The 20,340-nt window shown below is 71.7% G+C and carries 19 protein-coding genes; 6 read left to right on the top strand and 13 right to left on the bottom strand.

What is annotated here, in order from left to right; genetic code table 11:
* Positions 1-22: 22 nt before the first annotated feature.
* From K5S26_RS16565 to K5S26_RS16555, 3 genes are read right to left on the bottom strand one after another with little or no spacing between them, the layout of a single operon-like run.
* Positions 23-1,189, bottom strand: a complete 1,167-nt coding sequence (locus tag K5S26_RS16565) for an MFS transporter (protein WP_221860242.1) — start codon at positions 1,187-1,189, stop codon at positions 23-25.
* 30 nt (positions 1,190-1,219) lie between these two features.
* On the bottom strand, positions 1,220-1,903 hold the full coding sequence (locus tag K5S26_RS16560) for a response regulator (protein WP_308123040.1): 684 nt from the start codon (positions 1,901-1,903) through the stop codon (positions 1,220-1,222).
* Between the two features lie 28 nt (positions 1,904-1,931).
* The gene (locus K5S26_RS16555; RefSeq protein ID WP_221860240.1) at positions 1,932-3,170 is read right to left on the bottom strand and encodes a sensor histidine kinase; all 1,239 of its coding nucleotides are present in this window, start codon (positions 3,168-3,170) and stop codon (positions 1,932-1,934) included.
* Positions 3,171-3,410: 240 nt separating this feature from the next.
* Here K5S26_RS16555 and K5S26_RS16550 point away from each other — a divergent pair, with 240 nt between their 5' ends.
* The 4 genes from K5S26_RS16550 (at position 3,411) to K5S26_RS16535 (ending at position 6,483) form a co-directional block, all read left to right on the top strand.
* Positions 3,411-4,274 (top strand): DUF308 domain-containing protein, encoded by an 864-nt coding sequence (locus K5S26_RS16550; protein WP_246604166.1) that lies wholly within the window; start codon positions 3,411-3,413, stop codon positions 4,272-4,274.
* 98 nt (positions 4,275-4,372) lie between these two features.
* Positions 4,373-5,251 carry a phosphoribosylaminoimidazolesuccinocarboxamide synthase gene (locus tag K5S26_RS16545; RefSeq protein ID WP_221860238.1) on the top strand — a complete coding sequence of 293 codons (879 nt, stop codon included), beginning with the start codon at positions 4,373-4,375 and terminating at the stop codon, positions 5,249-5,251.
* A gap of 57 nt (positions 5,252-5,308) precedes the next feature.
* Positions 5,309-5,959: a hypothetical protein gene (locus K5S26_RS16540; RefSeq protein WP_221860236.1), complete on the top strand. Its 651-nt coding sequence runs from the start codon at positions 5,309-5,311 to the stop codon at positions 5,957-5,959.
* A complete protein-coding gene (locus K5S26_RS16535; protein WP_221860234.1) occupies positions 5,956-6,483 on the top strand; it encodes an OmpA family protein in 528 nt (175 codons plus the stop codon). Before K5S26_RS16540 ends, K5S26_RS16535 begins: the two co-directional genes overlap by 4 nt.
* Positions 6,484-6,528: 45 nt before the next feature.
* Here the strand turns inward: K5S26_RS16535 and K5S26_RS16530 are convergent, their stop codons facing one another.
* Positions 6,529-8,523, bottom strand: a complete 1,995-nt coding sequence (locus K5S26_RS16530) for a BCCT family transporter (RefSeq protein WP_246604165.1) — start codon at positions 8,521-8,523, stop codon at positions 6,529-6,531.
* Positions 8,524-8,651: 128 nt separating this feature from the next.
* Positions 8,652-10,265, bottom strand: a complete 1,614-nt coding sequence (locus tag K5S26_RS16525; protein WP_221860230.1) for a tannase/feruloyl esterase family alpha/beta hydrolase — start codon at positions 10,263-10,265, stop codon at positions 8,652-8,654.
* A gap of 222 nt (positions 10,266-10,487) precedes the next feature.
* On the opposite strand from K5S26_RS16525, the gene K5S26_RS16520 reads away from it, so the two are divergent.
* Positions 10,488-11,840 carry a uracil-xanthine permease family protein gene (locus K5S26_RS16520; protein WP_221860228.1) on the top strand — a complete coding sequence of 451 codons (1,353 nt, stop codon included), beginning with the start codon at positions 10,488-10,490 and terminating at the stop codon, positions 11,838-11,840.
* Positions 11,841-11,948: 108 nt separating this feature from the next.
* Here the strand turns inward: K5S26_RS16520 and K5S26_RS16515 are convergent, their stop codons facing one another.
* The 3 genes from K5S26_RS16515 to K5S26_RS16505 form a co-directional block, all read right to left on the bottom strand.
* Positions 11,949-13,430 (bottom strand): carbohydrate-binding protein, encoded by a 1,482-nt coding sequence (locus tag K5S26_RS16515; protein WP_246604164.1) that lies wholly within the window; start codon positions 13,428-13,430, stop codon positions 11,949-11,951.
* Between the two features lie 162 nt (positions 13,431-13,592).
* Positions 13,593-14,324, bottom strand: coding sequence for a GntR family transcriptional regulator (locus K5S26_RS16510; protein ID WP_221860226.1), 732 nt, complete (start codon positions 14,322-14,324; stop codon positions 13,593-13,595).
* Between the two features lie 155 nt (positions 14,325-14,479).
* Positions 14,480-14,896: a GNAT family N-acetyltransferase gene (locus K5S26_RS16505; protein WP_221860224.1), complete on the bottom strand. Its 417-nt coding sequence runs from the start codon at positions 14,894-14,896 to the stop codon at positions 14,480-14,482.
* A gap of 97 nt (positions 14,897-14,993) precedes the next feature.
* Here K5S26_RS16505 and K5S26_RS16500 point away from each other — a divergent pair, with 97 nt between their 5' ends.
* On the top strand, positions 14,994-15,383 hold the full coding sequence (locus K5S26_RS16500) for a VOC family protein (protein WP_221860223.1): 390 nt from the start codon (positions 14,994-14,996) through the stop codon (positions 15,381-15,383).
* Positions 15,384-15,397: 14 nt separating this feature from the next.
* Here K5S26_RS16500 and K5S26_RS16495 read toward each other — a convergent pair whose 3' ends face one another.
* The 5 genes from K5S26_RS16495 to K5S26_RS16475 form a co-directional block, all read right to left on the bottom strand.
* The gene (locus tag K5S26_RS16495; RefSeq protein ID WP_221860222.1) at positions 15,398-15,772 is read right to left on the bottom strand and encodes a PLD nuclease N-terminal domain-containing protein; all 375 of its coding nucleotides are present in this window, start codon (positions 15,770-15,772) and stop codon (positions 15,398-15,400) included.
* Positions 15,773-15,837: 65 nt separating this feature from the next.
* On the bottom strand, positions 15,838-16,848 hold the full coding sequence (locus tag K5S26_RS16490; protein WP_372454419.1) for a LacI family DNA-binding transcriptional regulator: 1,011 nt from the start codon (positions 16,846-16,848) through the stop codon (positions 15,838-15,840).
* A gap of 5 nt (positions 16,849-16,853) precedes the next feature.
* Entirely contained in the window at positions 16,854-18,302 is a 1,449-nt protein-coding gene (locus K5S26_RS16485) for a GH1 family beta-glucosidase (protein WP_221860221.1), read from the bottom strand.
* Positions 18,303-18,309: 7 nt separating this feature from the next.
* Complete coding sequence (locus tag K5S26_RS16480) at positions 18,310-19,230, bottom strand: carbohydrate ABC transporter permease (RefSeq protein ID WP_221860220.1); 921 nt, start codon at positions 19,228-19,230, stop codon at positions 18,310-18,312.
* The gene (locus K5S26_RS16475) at positions 19,227-20,231 is read right to left on the bottom strand and encodes a carbohydrate ABC transporter permease (protein WP_221860219.1); all 1,005 of its coding nucleotides are present in this window, start codon (positions 20,229-20,231) and stop codon (positions 19,227-19,229) included. Before K5S26_RS16475 ends, K5S26_RS16480 begins: the two co-directional genes overlap by 4 nt.
* Between the last annotated feature and the right edge of the window lie 109 nt (positions 20,232-20,340).

Genomic DNA, 20,340 nt, shown 5'->3' with positions numbered 1-20,340 from the left:
GAGTTCGGGTCGCGCGCGGGGATCAGCGCGATCGGCGCGGCAGCCCGAGCGTCGCCAGCGCGGCGACGCCCACCAGCAGCATGGCGGCGAGCGTGACGGCGGGCCAGCGGGCGACGTCCCACGCCCACCCGAGCAGCAGGGCCCCGGCCGACGACCCCGCGTAGTAGAACAGCGTGTACCAGGCTTGTCCGACCGACGGCCGGGGCGAGACGGAGGGCACCGTCGCGCTCGCGCCGGTGTGCAGCATGAAGAACCCCGCGGCGAGCACCAGCAGCCCCGCGATGACCGCCGCGACGTGCTCGACGAGCAGGAGCACCGCCCCGGCGGCCATGATCCCGGCGCCGAGCAGGATGGTCGTGCGCACCCCGATCCGGTCCAGCAGCGCCCCCGTGCGCATCGACGAGACCGTGCCGGCCGCGTAGGTGAGGAACAGCAGCGACGTCACTCCCAGCCCGAGCGAGAAGGGCGGCTCGTGCACACGGAACGCGATCGCGTTGAACACGCCCATGAACGCCGCCATCCCGGCGAAGGCGACGACGAACAGCCGCGCCCGCACGCCCCGGCCGACGCGTCGCACCACCGGCACCGGGCCCGACTCCGGCGCCCGGCGCCGACGGCGGACCATCGCCGCCACGGCCAGCACCCCGCCGACGGAGGCGGCGAGCACGAGCGCGTCGACCGCGATGACCCCCGCGCGCCAGCCCCACCACTCCGCGACGACGCCCGCGACGATCCGCCCCGCCATGCCGCCCGCCGTCGTGCCGGCGACGTACATCGCCGCGACGCGACGACGGCGCATCGCCGGCGCCGCCTCGGACGACCACACGAGGGCGGAGACGAGGACGCCGCTGAGCACGACGCCCGCGAGAAGACGCGAGGCGACGAGCACCGGCCACTCCGTCGCGGACGCCGTGAGCGCGGTCAGCACGACGCCGACCCCCAGCGACGCGGCGATCACCGCTCCCCGCCCCGCGCGCTCGGCGAGCCACGCCGCGGGGAAGACGCCGACGGCGATGCCGAGCGTCGTCATCGACACCACCAGGTTCGCCTCGAAGGCCGACCTGCCGAACTCCCGCGCGATCGCCGCGAGCAGCGGCTGCGGCGCGTAGATCGCCGCCATGACCGCGACGCCCAGCAGCTGGGCGCCCGCCGCGGCCAGCCGCCATCGGTCGGGTGTGGGCTCGCGCATCCCCTCCATCCTGCCCCGGACGGGCGGTCGTCAGAGCGCAGGAGGGCCGAAGCCCGCCCGCTCCACGAGCACGCACACGAGAGCGCGGTTGCGGGCGCCGAGCTTGATACGGACCTGATCGAGGTGCGTCTTGACCGTGGCCACCGACAGGTGCATGGCGGCCGCGATCTCGTCGTTGGTCGCTCCGCCCGCGACATGGACGGCGACGTCACGCTCGCGCGCGGTAAGCGTCGCGAACCGCTCCGCGGCATGCCGGCGTGCTGCATCGCCTGACGTCGCGGCGAAGCGCCGAACGAGATGCGCCGTACTCCGCGGTGAGACCACGCTGTCGCCGGCGGCGACCGTTCGCACGGCCTGGATGATGTCGAGCGGAGCCGTGTCCTTCAACAGGAATCCCGATGCTCCCGACTCGATCATCCGGAACACGTAGTCCTCGCTGTCGAAGCTCGTGATCGCGATGACACGCGCATCGACGTGGGCGAGAAGGGCGCTCGTGGCCTCTGCGCCGGACATGCCGGGCATCCGCACATCCATGAGGACGATGTCGGGACGGTGCGCGCGTGCCGCCTCCACAGCACCCGCGCCGTCGCCGGCCTCCGCCACGACCTCGATGTCCGACGCGGTCTCGAGGATCCCCCGGAGTCCTGCGCGCGCCATGCCGTCGTCGTCGACGATGAGGACGCGGTGCGCCCGGACGGCTTCGAGAATGGTCACGTCGCGAGGATAACGAGCAGGGACCGCATCAGCCGCGTTCGGACCACGGAAGCGTCACGTCCACGATGAACGCGCCCTGGCTCGGGCCGATCCAGGCCGTTCCCTGCAGGGCTTCGGCGCGCTGTCGGACGCCCACCACGCCCTGTCCCGACCCCGGCGGCAGGGAGGCTCCGGGGCGAAGCGGGTTGGTCACGCGGATCCGGGCGCCCGTCGTGGCCGACACCTCGACATACACGGAGACCGGCGCACCGGCCGCGTGCTTGATCGCGTTCGTCAGGCTCTCCTGGACGATCCGGTACACCGCGGTGTCGAGCACGGCGCTGGCGCGGTCGGCGTCGTCGATCACCACGTACGCGTCGATCGCCGTGCCCCCGGCGCGCAGTCCCCGCAGCAGCTGTCCCACGGCCTTCATCGACGTCAGCGACGGCGGCGCGTCCTCTGCCGGGCGCTCCATCCGCAGCTGCCCCAGGAGACCCCGCAGGTCTTCGAGCGACGCGTGCGCCTGCTCGCGCAGCGTGCGGGCCCGGTTCACGAGCAGCTCGTCGGTCGCCGCGGACGCCTCGAAGGCACCGGCCTGCAAGGAGATCGCCGAGAGCCGGTGCGAGAGCGCGTCGTGAATGTCGCGCGCGAGCCTCTCCCGCTCGGCCTGCCGAGCCACCTGCTCGCCGAGGGCGTCGGCCCGCAGCTGGGCCCGATCCGCCCGGTCGCGATTGGCGTCCCGCTCGCCCCGCGTGCGCTGATAGAGCCAGACGCCCAGCGCAGTGGCGATCGAGAGGACGGCGATGACCGGCGAGGCGATGCTGGCGGCGACGGCGTCCACCGTGCCCTCCGCCCCGAGCAGGAAGAAGTGGCCGAACGCGGCGCCCCAGGGAGTGAGCAGCTCGCGGATGACGAAGATCAAGAGCGCGACGGCGGCGATCGCCCAGATCACGCCGGGCCGGGCCGACCGACGTCGCGTGACGATGACGACCCCGACGAGGAAGAGCACGTACGTCGACCCCACGATCAGCGGCACTGCTCCCGCGACGAGCGGCGCCCAGGGTGCACGCCGCCGGAGGGGCACGGAGAGCCAGCACGCACTGATCAGCAGCCACGCGGCGATGCCCAGCGCGGTGATCTGCGGCTGACCCGCCCGGTCGAAGACGGCGGCCCCCGGCACGTTGACCACACCGAGGGTGTCGATCAGCCACCCAGCTCCCATAAGCAGCGCGGTGCGCGCCATCTCGGCGATACGACGCCAGGGAGAGACGGGAGGAGGCTGGGACATGGATCCGAGCGTAGGGCGCGGCCGAACGACCGCACCTCGTCCCGGTGGCGCCGTGAGTCCAGCCGATCGGCTGCCCGACGCGAGCCGAACGGCCGATGGGCGACGACGGGGCGCGATCACATCCTGAGTGCGGGAGACATCTGCCGCGCAAGAGCGACGCGAGTCACGATCCGCGCACGTGCCTTCCGAGCAGAGGCGGACAGCCGCCATCGGTCGACACAGCCAACAGGAGAGACCACCATGTCGTTCGACAACACCCAGCCGCCCGCGGCGCCGCCGCAGGGCCCGCCCGCGCCCTCGTCTGCAGAGGCCTCATCCGCGTCGTCCGCAGCGAGCGCTCGACCCCGTCGCAACGCCGTCGGCGTCATCGCCCTCGTCGCAGCCGTTCTCGGTCTCGTCTTCGCCGTGACCCCCGGGGCGTTCGGCCTGGGCTGGTTCCTGCTCGCCGTCGGCTTCCTGCTGGCGCTGGTGTCGTTCTTCCTCAAGGGGACACGCAAGGCCGTCGGCGTCTGGGCGCTCGTGCTCAGCATCGTGGGGAGCATCGTCGGCGGCATCGTGTTCGCGATCACGGCGGTCAATGCCATCGACGATGCCCTGAGCGGCGAGACCACCGTCTCGACGCCGTCCGGCGGAACAGGAAACGAGGGCGCGGCGGAGTCCCCCGCCGAACCCGAGGCAGGCTCCCGCGAGAACCCGCTGCCGATCGGCAGTGCCGTCTCCACCAGCGATTGGACAGTGACCGTCAACAGCGTGACGCGCTCCGCGACCGACGCGGTGATGAGCGGAAACGAGTTCAACGAGGCCCCCGAGGACGGGTACGAGTACATCCTCGTGAACGCGACGATGACGTACACGGGCGCGGACAGCAGCGTGCCCGCGGTCGGCACGGCGATCGACTACGTCACGGCCGACGGGGTCACCATCAATGCCTGGGACTCGTTCGCCGTCCCCGAGGACGCTCTCGACAGCACGACGGAGGTCTACACGGATGGGTCGGTGAGCGGCAACGTCGCCCTCTCGGTGCCCTCGGCGACCGCGGGCGACGGCGTGCTCGCGGTCAGGGCCGGTTTCGTCGCCGATCCGGTGTTCGTCGCAGTGCAGTAGGACTCGCCGTCCGGTCCGATGCGGCGGCACGCATCAGACCGGACGGCCGGTCGTCACCGAAGATCGGGCGCGGCCGAAGTCAGTGGGATGATGGGCGCGTGAGCGAAGCCCTGGAACTGCCCGGTTGGAACCACGTCTACTCGGGGAAGGTGCGCGACCTGTACGCGCCTGCCGACGGAGGCGAGCGGATCCTCGTGGTCGCCAGCGATCGCGTGAGCGCGTTCGATCACGTGCTCTCCCCCGGCATCCCCGGCAAGGGCGAGCTGCTGACCACGCTGAGCCTGTGGTGGTTCGACCAGCTCGCCGGCGGCGACGGAGGAGAGCCGATCCCGAACCACCTCACGGGCGAGGCCGCGCCCGGCCCCGTCGCCGGACGGGCGATGATCGTGCGGTCGCTCGACATGCTCCCGGTGGAATGCGTCGTCCGCGGCTACCTCACCGGCTCGGGCTGGGCCGAGTACCGCGAGCAGGGCACGGTGTGCGGCATCGCGCTACCGGACGGCCTGCAGGACGGCGACCGCTTGCCCGAGCCGATCTACACCCCGGCTTACAAGGCGCCTCTCGGCGAGCACGACGAGAACATCTCGTACGAGCAGACGATCGAGCTCGTCGGCGCGGACCGCGCCGCGCAGCTACGCGATCTGTCGCTCGAGATCTACCGCCGTGCGGCAGCGACCACGGAGGCGCACGGCCTGATCCTCGCCGACACCAAGTTCGAGTTCGGCGCCGATGACGACGGCCGGCTGCGACTCGGCGACGAGGTGCTCACGAGCGACTCGTCGCGCTACTGGGACGCCGAGTCCTGGCGCACCGGCCAGACGCCGAAGGAGCGCATGGCGAGCTTCGACAAGCAGATCGTGCGCGACTGGCTCGCCGCGAACTGGGACAAGCAGGGCACCCCGCCGGAGCTGCCCGCCGACGTCATCGACCGCACCGTGGCCCGGTACCGGGAGCTGATCGGACGACTCACCGCCTGACCGGCGGGGCGCGGGCGGAAGCCGGCCCATCTGCTATCCATGAGATCGGAGGTTCCTATGACGACTGCACGTCGATCCCGTTCCCTCGCCATGACCGCCGCCACGCTGGTCGGGCTCGGACTCGCGCTCACCGCATGCGCGCCAGGAGAGGACGCCGCCACACCGGCGTCGTCTTCCGCCGCCGCCGACCCCGGCGCGTCCGCGGAGCCGTCCGGCGAGCCGTCGCAGGACGCGGGCGCGTCCGCCAACAGCGACGCCGTCCTGGCGGAGGCCGCCACCGACCTCGGCGACAAGGGGGTCATAACCTCGGTCGTGCGGTCGATCACCGCCGACGGCGAGGTGATGCACCTGCGCTACGCGCTCACCCGCGACGGCGGCGAGCCCGCCGACGCCAGCTTCTCCGACCTGGGCCTCGGCGTCGCCCCGACGATCACCGACGCCGCGGCGCTGAAGGCGTACCGGCCGTTCAGCACGAGCCCGGGCTGCGACTGGAACGGAGACGTGCTCGCCCGCCAGCAGTGCGACCTCTACGTCATGGGCACCGTGTCGAACGGCGCCCTCGGCGAGCTGCCCGCCGGCAGCACGATCGAGATGAGCGTGCTGCTGCCCTCGCCGGAGGGCGAGCCGGAGACCGTCGACGTGCTGCTCGGCGACGGCCTGCCCGGGTTCACGCAGATCCCCGTCGAGTACGTGGACGACGCACGATGACCCGCCTCACCGTGGCCGCGGCCGCCGCGGCGGCGCTCGTCCTCCTCGGGGGCGCGGCGCACGCGGACACGTCAGACGACGTCCTCGACAGCGAGATCACCGCCGAGATGATCGCCGCGTCGACCATCGACCTGGACCCCGCAGCTTCGACCGTCGAGGCCGAGCAGACCGTCGAGGAGAACGAGCACCGGACCGTGCGCCTGACGTCGGACCTGCTGTTCGCGTTCGACTCCGCCGACCTCACCGACGCGGCGAGCGCCGCGATCGCCGACCTGGCGGACGAGATCCCCGACGGCGCCGCCGTCGCCGTCGACGGGCACACCGACTCGATCGGCGACGACGCCTACAACGACGACCTGTCCCAGCGGCGCGCGGACGCCGTCGCCGACGTGCTTCGCGACGCCCGCCCCGACGTGCAGCTCACCGTCACCGGGCACGGTGAGAGCGAGCTGCTCGTCCAGGAGGGGAAGGGCGACCAGTCCGTCAACCGCCGCGTCGAGATCTCGTACGACACCGCTTCCTAGGGGCGCACGCCCCGAGAGGCGCGCGGTCCCGGGTGACGGCCGTCGTCAGGCGTCGGCCGGCGGCTCCGCGGGCGGCTCCGGCGTCTGAGCGGGGCGGCGGGCTCGACGGCCCTCGCCGACGACCAGCGACGCCTCGCCCGACGCGGCGTGGTCGGGACGCTCCGCGCCCTTCGGCTGGATGCGCCCCGGCTCGAGCGTGCGCCGCACGTCGTCGGCCGTGACGATCGGGATCTGCTCGGTCGCCGTGGCGTACCACTCCACCAGAGCCGGGTCCTCGGTGTCGATGCCGGCTCCGGCGCCCTGGTCGGAGGCGACCTCCGTCGCCCCGAACACGAAGTCGTCGCCGTGCTCCTCGATGCCGAGGCGCACGCCCTGCGCGATCGCCGCGCGGGCGAACCGGCGTCGCAGGATGTACGGATCGGTGGAGAGCTCGCGCGCCCACGACACGATGATGCCGATGACGATCAGCGCGAACGGCAGCGCCGTCACGACCATGATCGACTGCAGGCCCGACAGCGCGGTCTGGCCGCCGGCGAGGAGCAGCGCGAGCGCGGCGGCGCCGAGCAGCACGCCCCACGCGATCGTGACCCACGTGGACGGCTCGGGCTTGCCGCGCTGGCTCATCGAGCCCATCACGATCGCGGCCGAGTCGGCGGACGTCACGAAGAACAGGATGATAGAGATCATGGCGAGAACCGACAGCACGCCGCCGAGCGGGAGCTGATCGAGCACGGCGAAGAGCACCGCCTCGGTGCCGCCGTCGGCCATCGCCTGGCCGACGGTGCCGGTGAGCTCGTCGAAGTACATCGCCGAGCCGCCCATGATGCCGAACCAGACGATGCAGACGAACGCGGGCACGACGATGACCACGGTGGTGAACTCGCGGATCGTGCGACCACGGGAGATCTTCGCGATGAACATGCCGACGAACGGCGTCCACGAGATCCACCACGCCCAGTAGTAGTTGGTCCAGCTGTCGACGAACGCGGCTGCATCCTCGCCCTGCGCCGGGTTCCTCATCAGCATCGTGCCGAGCTCTGCGAAGAACGCCGACACCGACGCCGGCACCATGTTGAGCAGCAGCAGGGTCGGTCCGAGCACGAACAGCAGGACGCCGATGACGAGGGCGATCACCATGTTGATGTTCGACAGCAGACGGATGCCGCGCTTGACCCCCGAGACCGCCGACACCACGAACGCCGCGGTCAGCACGGTGACGATGACGATGAGCGCGCCGTTGCCCAGCGGGCCGATCCCCGTGACGAACTCGGCTCCGCTCGCGATCTGCAGCGCACCCATGCCCAGCGTCACCGCGGTGCCGAACAGCGTGACGATGATCGCGAAGACGTCGATCACCGCACCCATCCAGCCTTCGGTGCGCTCCTTGAAGATCGGGGCGAAGATCGCCGAGATGAGCGGGGCGCGGCCGCGTCGGTACGCGGCGTAGGCGATCGCGCCGCCGACCAGCGCGTAGAACGCCCAGGCCATCGGACCCCAGTGCAGGTACGACTGGGCGAGGGCGAGATGCATCGCCTCGCGCGAGCCGTCGGCGGCGTCGAAGCCGGTCGGCACGTCGAGGAAGTAGGACAGCGGCTCTGCCGGCCCCCAGAACAGCAGGCCGATGCCCATGCCCGCGGAGAAGAGCATCGCGATCCATGACACCGTCGAGAACTCCGGGGTCTCCTCGTCGGAGCCGAGGCGGATGCCGCCCGTGCGGCCGTAGCCGACGACCATCATGAACACCACGGTCGCGATGGCGAGCAGGGAGAACATCCAGCCGAAGTTCTCCATCACCCAGCCGAGCGATGCCGCGCCGGTGTCGCTGATGCTCTGCGGCGCGGCGAAGCCCCACACCACCACCGCGAGCACCAGCACGCCGGCGATGCCGAAGACGAGCCAGTTCGTCGAGAACTTCTTGCCCGTGTCCTCCACGCCGATCCCGGGGATGAGGGCGGGGTGCGTCACCTCCCTGATCACCTTGGTGACGGGCTTGTCCTGCGGCCTCGCATCGGCCCCGTCTGCGTGTACATCTTCACTCATCTTCATCTCGCTCATCGATCGGATCGCTCGTTACGTATGTCGGTCGCGTAAGCCTCAAGCCTACGGAGGCACGCGACGGTCCCGCGAACCGGCGCCGGTTGCGTCCGCTGCCCCGCGGTGTCCACGCCTCAGTCGGTGACGCACGTGAACGACGACGCGTCGTCCACCGACCCGGTGCCCGAGTACTGCGGCCACGCCGGGTACTCGCACATCGGCCGGGTGCGGTCGGCGCCCTCGTTGCCGTCCCGCGCGACGAGCCCGGACGGCGGCGTGCCGCTCTCGACCCAGTCGACGATCGCCGAGAGGCCGTCGTACTGGGCGGCGAAGACGCCCAGTCCGTGGCCCCAGCCGGGCACCATGTAGAACCGGGCGAAGCCGTCGAGCCGGTGGCCGAACTCCTGCTCCAGCCGGTCGTGGTACTGCACGGTGTTGTACGGCGTGATGAAGTCGTCGATCGTGCCGTGCGTCAGGATGACCTTGCCGCCGTGGGCGCGGAACCGGCTGAGCGAGACGTCGGTGACGTCCATGATCTCGCCGAGCCGCTGGATGCGTCGCACGTGCTCGGCGGGATCGAACGCGTACGTGTCGTGATCGGGGTCGCCGCGCGCCACGCCATAGCGCGACGTCGCGTCGAGGACCGAGAACTGCAGTCCCTGGGCGTACGGCCCCGCGCCGAATCCCGCGACGCCCTGATAGAGCGCGCCCTGCAGCAGCGCGCTCTTGGCGAAGATGCTGTTGCCCTCGATCTCGATGCCGAGGTCGTAGTCGGTGGCCATCTTCTCGACGGCCTGGATCTGCGCATCCGACAGGCAGTCGTCGCCGGTGTCGGCGCCGTCGGGGCATCGCACCGTCGACACGTCGAAGATCGCGTCGCACCCGCCGACGTCGCTGACGATGCCGTCGACCGCGCCGTCCAGGGGATCGCAGGTCTCGTAGACGGCGTCGGTGAGCGTCGTCACCTCGGCCGAGCTCATCCACCCCGCGCCGCCGTCGATGAGGAGCGCGTCGCGGAAGTTGACGGCGCCGATATGCATCATCGTGACGTTGTACGCCGGATAGTTGGCGATGACGCCGTCGTAGTCCCGCGGGTAGCGGGCGGCGGCGTCCAGCGCCTCGTGGCCGCCCTGCGAGCCGCCGATGAAGTACGACCAGTCGGGCGTTCGCCCGTAGGCTCTGCCGATCACCGCCCAGGCCGCGTCGTGGGCCTTCTTCACCGACTCCTGACCGAAGTTGCGCAGCAGCTCCGGATCCGTCTGGAACGAGCCGTCGAAACCCGGACCGCCCTGGTGCCCGCCGTCGCTGCCGAGCGTCACCCAGCCCTGCTCCAGCGCCGTCGGCTCGCCCGCGGGCTGGGCGGTGTAGGCGCCCGTCGCGGTGACGAGAGTGCCGTCGAAGCCGCCGCCGCCGAACTGCAGCGCGCGCCCGTTCCAGTCGGCCGGCAGGTTGACCTGGAACTGCATGTCCTGCGGTGCGCTGACCGCGCGGATCCACCCGGTCACCGCGCAATAGCCGTCCTGCCACGTCGCCGTCTCGACGAACGCGCCCCTCGTGCGCAGATCGATCCGCTTGGCGGAGATCGCATAGCCCGGCAGCTCGGCGCAGCTCTCGGCGGTGAGCGGCTTCGGGGAGGGCGGCCTCTTCGCGGGAGCCACCGCCCCGGCGGTCAGGGCGAGGACCGCCGCGACGCCGACAGCCAGGGCCGCGAGGCCGCGCGGTGCGCGCCGGCCGGACAGATGCTTCATCACACGCTCCCTTCGCGCGTCCGCGGCCGCGAGGTCCCCCCTCTGCCCCCGCGACGCTCGTCCCACGCCGCCGGAGGGTGCCCGACGCGCTCATGCTAGCGACGCGGACGACCGCCGGATAGGCCACTCCCGACGCCGATCCCCTCCGACACGGGCGCGAAACCTCGTGGGCAGTATCGTTGACCGATTGCCTTCCGCCCCCTCTCCGCCTGAAGGAGCCCCATGCCCCTGTGGACCGTCCACGGCAACGGCCGCACCGTCGAAGCCGGCAGCGTCGTCGCCCCCCACGAACGCCTGAACTGGCCCGCCACGATCGCGATGGGCGTCCAGCATGTCGTCGCGATGTTCGGGGCGACGTTCCTGGTGCCCACCATCACCGGCTTCCCCGTGTCGACGACGCTGCTGTTCAGCGGCCTCGGCACCCTGTTGTTCCTGCTCGTCACCCGCAACCGGCTGCCCAGCTACCTCGGCTCGTCGTTCGCCTTCATCGCGCCGGTGACGGCGGCGACCGCGTCGGCGGGCATGGGATCGGCGCTCGCCGGCATCGTCGCGGTGGGCGTGCTGCTCGCCGCGATCGGCTTCGTCGTGCAGTTCGCGGGCCTCGCCTGGGTCGACCGGCTGATGCCTCCGGTCGTCGCCGGCGCCATCGTCGCGCTGATCGGCTTCAACCTCGCGCCCGTCGCCTGGTCCAGCTTCCAGGCGGACGCGCTGACCGCCACGGTCACGCTGGCGTCCGTCATCCTGTTCGCCGTGCTGTTCAAGGGCTTCCTGGGACGGATCTCGATCTTCCTCGGGGTCGTCGTCGGATACGTGTTCGCGGCGGCGCGCGGCTACTTCGGGGTGGTGAACGCCGACACCGGCAAGACGCCCGCCGAGACGATCGGCGACGCGGCGTGGATCGGGCTGCCCGAGTTCCATGCACCCGACTTCGCCTCGAGCGGCACGTGGTCGGCGATCGCGATGTTCCTGCCGGTCGTGCTCGTGCTCATCGCCGAGAACGTCGGCCACGTGCGCGGCGTGGCGACCATGACCGACTCGTCGGTCAACCAGCACACGGGTCGCGCGCTCATCGCCGACGGCGCGGCCACGACCCTCGCCGGCCTCGGCGGCGGATCGGGCACGACGACCTACGGCGAGAACATCGGCGTCATGGCGGCGACCCGCGTCTACTCCACCGCCGTCTACTGGGTCGCGGGCTTCGCGGCGATCCTGCTGGCGTTCTCGCCGAAGATCGGCGCGGTGTTCAACTCGATCCCCGCGGGCGTGCTGGGCGGCGTGACCACGGCGCTGTACGGCCTCATCGGCATCATCGGCATCAAGATCTGGGTCGACAACCGCGTGGACTTCTCCCGCCCCGTCAACCAGTACACGGCGGCGGTCGCGCTGGTCATCGGCATCGCCGGGTTCGCGATGAGCTGGGACGGCTTCGAGCTCGGCGGCATCGTGCTCGGCACCATCGCGGCGCTCGTGATCTACCACCTGGGCAACCTCATCGCCCGCGCCCGGCGCACCGGTGCGGACGACGGCGGCCCCATCCCCGCCGTCGGCCAGCTCGGCGGCGACCCGCAGGACTGACCCTCCCCGCCGAAGGCGGGCAGATCGGACGAAGTCAGCGAGATCCACCCGGATCTTCACCTCCTCGGCCGATCTGCCCGTCTTGGGCCGGATGCCGACGCGGCGGGGTCAGCAGGCTCCGGTCGCGGACCAGGGGCCCCACGGGTCGCCGGGCCGCTGGTCCCGCGTCCACCACTTCGCCTCGAACACCTGGCCGTCGAAGGCCACGCGCTCACCGCCCGTGTAGACCTGCGAGGTGGTCCAGGCGCGCACATCGCCCTCGGCGCAGGCCACGGGCTCGCCCCGCTCCATCCAGGACCCGGTCGTCGACGCTCCGGGCACCTCCGTCGTCCACCACTGGGCGACGTAGACAGCGCCGTCGTGCGAGACGACGTCGCCGTGGTCGTAGACCCGGCCCGCGACCCACGCCGGCGCCTCCGGCTCGCTCGCCTCCAGGCATGCCTCGCCGCAGACGACGAAGTCCGCCTGCAGCGCCTTGTGATCGCTCGTCCACGCCGCCTCCGGCGTGTAGATCGGATCGCTCGTCACCGGCAGGGCCCGCTCGCCGCGCACGATGTCGCCCTGCGGTCCGACGATGCGGGTGCTCTCAAGGCTCAGCCGCTCGTCGGGCGCGTAGAAGATGTAGTCGATGCGGTCACGCTCATCAGCCTCCGGAGCCCACGCGAGGCTCGAGACCGGAACGTTCGGGGTGTCCGCCGGCCACGTCATCCCGGGGTGGCTCACCGGGTCGGGATAGGTCGATCGGTACGCGTCGACCAGACCGGCCTCGTCGAGGATGCTCGTGGTCTGCCACGGGACCGCCGTCCCGTTGTGGTCGTAGAGGTCGGCCGTGCGCTCGTCCCAGTCGAAGACGGACGCCTCGTTCATGTCCATGCCGGCGACGGCGATCCTGCCGGCCGCGCGCTCGCTCTCCATGTCCTCGACGAGGAGGGCAGCGGCGGCGGGCCGACCGGACGCCTCGTTGGCGGCGAGGAGGGCGTCGACGTCGGTCACGGGCGCCGCCAGCCGATCCCACCCCTGCCACTCGCTCGGGAAGTCCGCTCCGCGCACGTCCCCGGCGTAGCCGCGCGGCAGGTAGTTCGCGTAGTACCGGTACTCGAGGTGCCCGCCGTACGCGGCGATCTCCGTGGCGCCGACCTGGATCACCGCCTTCATCCAGCCGCCCTGGGTGCCGGGCGTCTGCAGCACGTCCGTCTCGACGATCGGGTATCGGGAGATCACGCCGGCGCTGCCTCCCGTCGAGTGGTACTCGAAGCCGAGATCCGACGCCAGCGCCCGCGCGCCCTGCTGCGCCTCCTCGACGAAGACGACGTCCGCGCCGAGCTCCGCGAGGACGTCGGCCGAGGTGGTCTTGCCCCACAGGTTGAACTGCAGGACGGTGAGGTCGATCGGCGCGGCGGGGTCGACGGGCGTCTCGCCGCCCGCGGCCTCTCGCTCGACGGCGATCGGCTCCGGACCGCTCGTGGCGGGGTTCGGAGACGCCGCGGCGACCAGCGTGGGAGACAGCAGGAGCGCGCCCAGCGCGACGGGCACCGCGAGGAGGGGTGCGCGTCGGCGACGGCCCGTGTCGGCTACCGGGAACAGAGACATGTCTGCGAGGTCCTTCCAGGAACGAAGCGAGGGCGAGAGCCCTCCGGTCAAGCGAACGATCCGCGGGTGACGGGAGGGTGAACGCCCGGCATCGGGCTCCCGACCGGCGCGGCGATCGCGCGAATCGACCGCGCCCGCCGCGCGCACCTGTACCGAAACGCCTCACGCCTCGGCGCGGCCGACCATCTGTCGCGTCGCCGTCGCGTGCACCTCGAACGTGATCGTGTCGGGCGCGTACCGGTCGTCGCCCCATTCGATCGGCCGGCCGTCGCGCGCCGACGTCTCTCGGCGCACGCGCAGGAGCCGCATCGAGCGGCGCACCCCGAGCAGCTCCGCATCCTCGCCGGAGGCCGCGACGGTGTCGATCCGGTGGCTGCCGTAGGACGTCGCGATCCCCTCCGCGAGCATCGCGGCCATGACGGACGGCTCGTCGACCGGCAGCGCCTCGATCGCCGGGATCGTCCACGGCGCGTACGTCGTCCGCTCCACCATGACCGGTCGCCCGTCGAGGGTGCGGACGCGCGTCACGCGCAGGACGTCGTCGCCCACGGGCATCCGCAGCCTCCGCGCGTCCTCGGCATCGGCGGGAACGCGGCGCTGTCGCACGACACGGCCGCCCGGCGTCATGCGTCGCGACCGCGCCCACTGGGCGAACGAGCGGAGCTCGGCGAACTCCTGAGGCTGGAACGCCGGACTCACCTGCCATCCCGCTCCCGGGTGCGATGTGACGAGACCGCGGCGCTGCAGTGCGGCGAGGGCGTTGCGGATGACTCCGCGGGAGACGCCGTAGTCGGCCGCCAGGGCCATCTCGGCCGGCAGCCTCGCGCCCGCGGGCAGCTCGCCCTGCAGGACTCGGCGGCGCAGGTCGTCGGCGATCTCCGGATAGCGGGTCATCGACAGCCGCCCCGTCCTCTGTCCCGGGCGTTCACGACGCACAGGGTAGAGGACGCAGGGAAACGACCGGCGACGAGCCCACATCCGGTCTGCGAGCCGGCATGGGATCCGATGCCGGCTCGGCGCAGGCATGCCGGGTCGGCGCGCGCGCAGGCTCAGTGCCGCCAACGCACCAGCCAGTCCCCCACCGGCGCCGCCGGCTCCCAGCCGTGACGCCCGTACAGGGTGTGCGCGTCGCGGGTCATCAGCAGGGTGCGCCGGAGGCCGAGGGCGTCGAGCTCCTCGACGATCCCCTCCACGAGCAGCTTGCCCAGGCCGAGGCCGCGGCGCTCCGGATCGACGATCACGTCGGCGAGCCAGCCGAACGTGGCGCCGTCCGTGACCACCCGCGCGAACGCGACCTGCCGGCCCGTCCCACGCTCGTAGACGCCGAAGCACCGCGATCCGGCGTTCGCCGCGTCCTGCACCTCGCGAGAGCGGTCGTGCGCCCAGTACGCGTGCTCTCGCAGCGTCCGATGCACCCAGTCGCCGTCGAGGAGCGCGGCATCGGATGAGAACTCGTACTCGCTCATCCTCCGATCCTGCCGCCCGCGGCGGGCACGGCGCGCGGGCCAATCGCGCCCCCGCGGACGCCTACGATGACGAGGTGCACGAGACGGGACGGGCCGGATGACGGCGGGGCTGCACCACGTGGAGATCTGGGTCGGCTCCGCCGAGCAGGCGGCGGCGGAGTGGGGCTGGTTGCTGGGCGAGCTCGGGTGGCAGCCGGACGGCGAGTGGGCGGGCGGCTTCGCGTGGCGCGCGGGGGCGACCTACCTCGCCTTCACCGAGGCGCCGCTGCAGGCGGGCGGGCATGACAGACGCCGCGAGGGGCTGAACCATCTGGCGTTCCACGGCGGATCGCGGGCGGACGTCGACCGGATCGTGGGCGGGGCGGCGCGGCACGGCTGGACGCCGCTGTACGCGGACCGGTACCCGCACGCCGGCGGCCCCGACCACTACGCCGGGTGGCTGGAGAGCCCGTCAGGCTTCAAGGCCGAGATCGTCGCAGCGCCCTGAACCCGCGCCGCCTCCTAGGCTTCGCCGCGCTCGCTCCGGCGACGTGCGATCTCGGCGCGCAGCCGCTCCTCCTCGATCTCCCGTTCGAGATCTGCCAACTGCTGCTCCGTGGTGCGGGCGTCCATCCGGCGATCGTCGACGATGCGCACGCGCGGCGTCGACGCGCCCCGGCCGCCCGACGAATAGGCAGGCGCCTGCCGCACGGGCCGCTCGGGGTACTCACGCCCGACGGCCCACCAGCAGATGCCGCCCACCACCGGGATGATGATCGCGAGGATGATCCAGAACAGCTTCGGCAGGTGCTTCACCTGGCCCTCGTCGCGCGTGATGATGTCGATCAGCGTCACGATGGAGAACGCCAGCACCAGCAGCGAGAAGACGAACGGCATGCCGCCACGCTACCGGCCGGCACGACCCGCCGTCGAGGGCTCGGACCCGGCGGCGAGACGCGCGGCTACGCGGTGTCTCGGATGAGCAGCTCGGTCTGCAGGATCGTCGCGTGCGGCGGGTCGAGCCCGGCCAGGCGCGCGAGCAGCACCTCGGTCATCGCCTCGCCCTGATCGCGCGACGGCTGGCGCACGGTGGTGAGCCGCGGGGGCAGGCTGGTCGCGACGGGCGAGTCGTCGAAGCCGACGATCGCGACGTCGTCGGGCACGCGCAGCCCGCGCTCCTGCAGCACGCCGATCGCGCCGCGCGCCATGAGGTCGCTCGCGACGAACAGCGCGTCGGGCCGATCGCCGGCGGCGAGGACGCGTCGCATCGCGGCCGCCCCGCCGTCGGCGGTGAAGTCGCCGTCCTCGACCGGACCGGGGGCGAGCCCGGCGTCGGCCAGCACCTCGCGGAACCCCCGCAGGCGGTCGACGCCCGCGGGCATGTCGAGAGGGCCGGCGATGGTCGCGATGCGCCGATGTCCCCGCTCGACGAGGTGCCGGGTCGCGATCCTGCCGCCCTCCACGTTGTCGACGTCGACGTAGTAGTCGTCCTCGCGGCCTCGCGGGGAACGCCCGCCGAAGACCACCGGGACCGACTGGTTGATGCGCTCGACGAACGTGTCGCTGGTGTGGTGCGAGACCACCAGCGCCCCGTCGACGTTGCCCGCCGTGAGGTACGAGGTGGCCTTGTCCCCCGGGTCGTCCGAGGCGATGAACAGGTTCAGCACGTGGTCGGATCGCGACAGGCGCGCGTTGATGCCGGTGACGATCGCCGCGAAGAACGGGTCGCCGAAGAACCGGGTGGTGTCCTCGGGGACGACGAGGGCGACGGCGTGCGTCTGCCGACTCGCGAGCGAGCGCGCGGCACGGTTGGGCACGTAGTTGAGCTCGGCGATCGCGTGGCGCACCGCCTCGAGCGCCTGCGGGCTGACCCGGTCGCCGCCGCCCAGCACACGTGACACCGTGGAGCGGGACACGCCGGCGCGCGCCGCGACCTCTTCGATCGTGGCGGCGCCGGCGCGTTCCATGGACATCGTGCTCAGGCTACGGGTGCGGCGACCGTCTGAGCGTCGACGGCGCGCGCCGCGATGATGCGCGCGTACTCGTGTCCGCTGTCCTTGACGGTCCGTACCTGCGAGTCGTAGTCGACGTGCACGATGCCGAAGCGCTTCTCGTAGCCCCAGGCCCACTCGTAGTTGTCGAGCAGCGACCAGTAGAAGTAGCCCCGGACGTCCGCTCCCGCCTCGATCGCGTCGAGCACCGCGGCCACGTGGCCGCGGACGAAGGCGACGCGCTCGGCGTCGTGCACCGCGCCGTCCGTCACCTCGTCGTCGTAGGCCGCGCCGTTCTCGGTGACGTACAGGGGCACGCCGGCGGCTGCGGCGTAGTCGTCCGAGACCCGCGTGAGCAGGTCGGTCAGACCGGCGAAGTCGACCTCCCAGCCCATGTTGGTGCGGTCATAGCCTCGCTCATGCCAGAAGACGCTCTGCGCCGCCGGGAAGGGCGACCCGGTGGGACGGTCGGTGGGCGCCTCGCCACCCCGGACGGGCGTCTCGGACGGCCGTCCGGACACGAACTCTCCGTGGTAGTAGTTCACGCCGAGGAAGTCGATCGGCGCCGCCGCCGCCGCGAGGTCGCCGTCCTGGACGGCCGCCTCGAACTCGGCGACCGCCGCCGCGTCGACCGCGCGGATGTCCTCGACCGCGTCGGCCGGGTAGGCGCCGCGGAAGATGGGCTCGAGGAACCACCGGTTGAACTGGCCGTCGATGCGCCGCGCGGCGTCGCGGTCGCCCGGGTCCTGCGGGTCGACCGGCTCGCCGTTGGTGAGGTTCAGCGTGATGCCGAGGTCCAGGCCCTCGTCGCGGCCACGCAGCTCCTGCACGGTACGGCCGTGGGAGAGCAGGAGGTGGTGCGAGGCGAGCAGCCCGTCGCGCACGCTCTGGCGTCCGGGCGCGTGGGCGCCGGCCGTGTAGGACAGGAACGACGAGCACCACGGCTCGTTGTGCGTCGTCCACTTCGTGACGCGGTCGCCGAGCGCGTCGTGCATGCTGAGCGCGTACTCGACGAAGCGGTCGACGGTGTCGCGCGACGTCCAGCCGCCCTTCTCCTCGAGCGCCTGCGGCATGTCCCAGTGGTGCAGCGTGAGCCAGGGCAGGATGTCGGCCTCGAGCAGCTCGTCGACGAGACGGCTGTAGAAGTCGATGCCCTTCTGGTTGACCGGGCCGCCGTCGGGACGAACGCGCGACCAGGACGTCGAGAAGCGGTACGTCTGCAGGCCGAGCCGCTTCATCAGCGCGACGTCCTCGCGGTAGAGGCGGTAGTGGTCGGTGGCCACGTCGCCGTTGTCGGCGTTGATGACCGCGCCGGGTACCCGGGCGAAGTGGTCCCAGATGGACGCGGTGCGGCCGTCCTCGAAGGCCGCGCCCTCGATCTGGTACGCCGCCGTGGCGGCGCCGAACAGGAAGGCGGGAGGGAACGAACGGGTCATAGCGGGGTCATCCCTTCACAGCGCCGGCCATGATGCCGCTGACAAGCTGCTTGCCCGCGACCACGAAGAGCAGCAGGAGCGGCAGCGTGGCGAGCACCACACCGGCGAGAACGATCGAGTAGTCGACGAAGTAGTTGGACTGCAGCAGCGCGAGCGCCACGGGCAGCGTCGGGTTCTGGCGGTCGAGCACGATGAACGGCCAGAAGAAGTTGTTCCACGCGGTCACGAACGTGAACAGGAACAGCATCGCGGCGGCCGGGCGTGCGGCGGTGACGCCGACCGTCCAGAACGTGCGGATCATGGACGCGCCGTCCATTCGCGCCGCCTCGATGAGCTCGTCCGGCACCGTCTGACGCAGGTACTGCGTCATCCAGAAGACCCCGAACGCGCTCGTGAGGGCCGGGACGATGATCGCGCCGACCTGACCGGTCCAGCCGAACTCGCTGAACAGCACGTACAGCGGGACGACCGCCAGCTGCTGCGGCACCGCCATCGTCGCGACGACGAAGGCGAGCAGGGCGGGGCCGCCGGGGAAGCGCAGCTTGGCGAACGCCCAGCCCGCCAGCGTCGAGAACACCACGACGCTGAGGGCGATGACGGTCGAGCTCCAGATGCTGTTCCACAGCGCGGGCCAGAAGTTGACCGCGGGCTGGTTGATGACCGACAGCGCGTTCTCGATGAAGTTGCCGCCCGGGATCCACGACTTGTCGGGGTTGCGCAGCGTCTGCGCGTCCCCCGATCCGATCAGGAACGAGAAGTACAGCGGGAAGACGCTGGCGACGAGCACCACGGCGAGTCCGGCGTACACCCAGAAGCCCGGCCGACTGCCGCGGATGCGCACGGCTCGGCGGCCCGTCCGGCCCGTCACGATCGTGGCGGTCGCGACGCTCTCGCCCGCGGGGGCCTTGAAGACCTGCTGATCTGTCATCGCTGCGTCTCCTTCGCCGAGGAAGCTCGCCGGGCCGCCGCGCGCTTCGCCGCGCGGCGCTGTGCCCGCGTGACCGCTCCGCCGCGTGCTCCCTCATCGCGCACGAGGGTGCGGGTGACGAGCAGGTTGATGAGGCCGATGGCCAGGATGATGATGAACAGCAGCCAGGCGAGCGCGGCCGCGCGGCCGAAGTTCCACTCCTCCCAGCCGATGTCGTAGAGGTACAGGGTGATCGTGAGCCACTGCTGCGCGGCGCCGCCGCGACCGAACTGGTCGAACATGCGGGGCTCGTCGAAGATCTGCAGTCCGCCGATGGTCGACGTGATGATCACGAAGATCAGCGTCGGCTTCAGCGAGGGCAGCGTGATGCTCCAGAACTGGCGGAACGTGCCCGCCCCGTCGACCGTCGCCGCCTCGTAGTAGTCGCGCGGGATGGCCTGCATCGCGGCGAGCAGGATGAGGGCGTTGTAGCCGGTCCAGCGGTAGTTGACCATCGTCGAGATGGCGACGTGGCTCCAGAACGGCTCGACGTGCCAGGGGATGGGGCCGAGCCCGAAGAACCCGAGCCAGGCGTTGATCTGGCCGGACTGGTCGGCGAACAGCGCGTTGAAGATGAGGCCGACGGCGACGGGCGCCACCACGTAGGGCAGCAGCACGCTCATGCGCCAGAACGTCTTGGCCCGGATGTGCTTGTCGAGCATGACCGCGATGAACATCGCGAGGATCAGCTGGGGGACGCTCGAGAGCAGGAAGATGCTGAACGTGTTGCGCAGGGCGACCCAGAACTTGGGCTGCGACAGGATCCACGTGTACTGGTCGAAGCCGATGAACTCGCCCGAGCGGCGGATCTGGTCCCAGTCCATGAAGGAGATGACGGCCGTGTACACGATCGGGAACAGGCCGACGACCGCGAACAGGAGGAAGAACGGCGAGATGTAGAGGTACGGCGAGATCCGCACGTCCCAGCGGCTGAGCCTCTGCGAGAAGGACAGCACGCGCACCGGGCGCTCGGAGGGCGAGGGGTCCCCGGAGGGGGGGGGGGGGGGGGGGGGGGGGGGGGGGCCCCCCCGGGGGGGGGGGGGGGGGGCGCGCCCCCCCCCGGGCGGGGGG

Origin of the sequence: Microbacterium marinilacus (assembly GCF_019753765.1) — a bacterium.
Classification (GTDB): Bacteria; Actinomycetota; Actinomycetes; order Actinomycetales; family Microbacteriaceae; genus Microbacterium; species Microbacterium marinilacus.
Note: the sequence above shows the minus strand (reverse complement) of the source record. Positions and strands in the feature narration are given on the sequence as shown.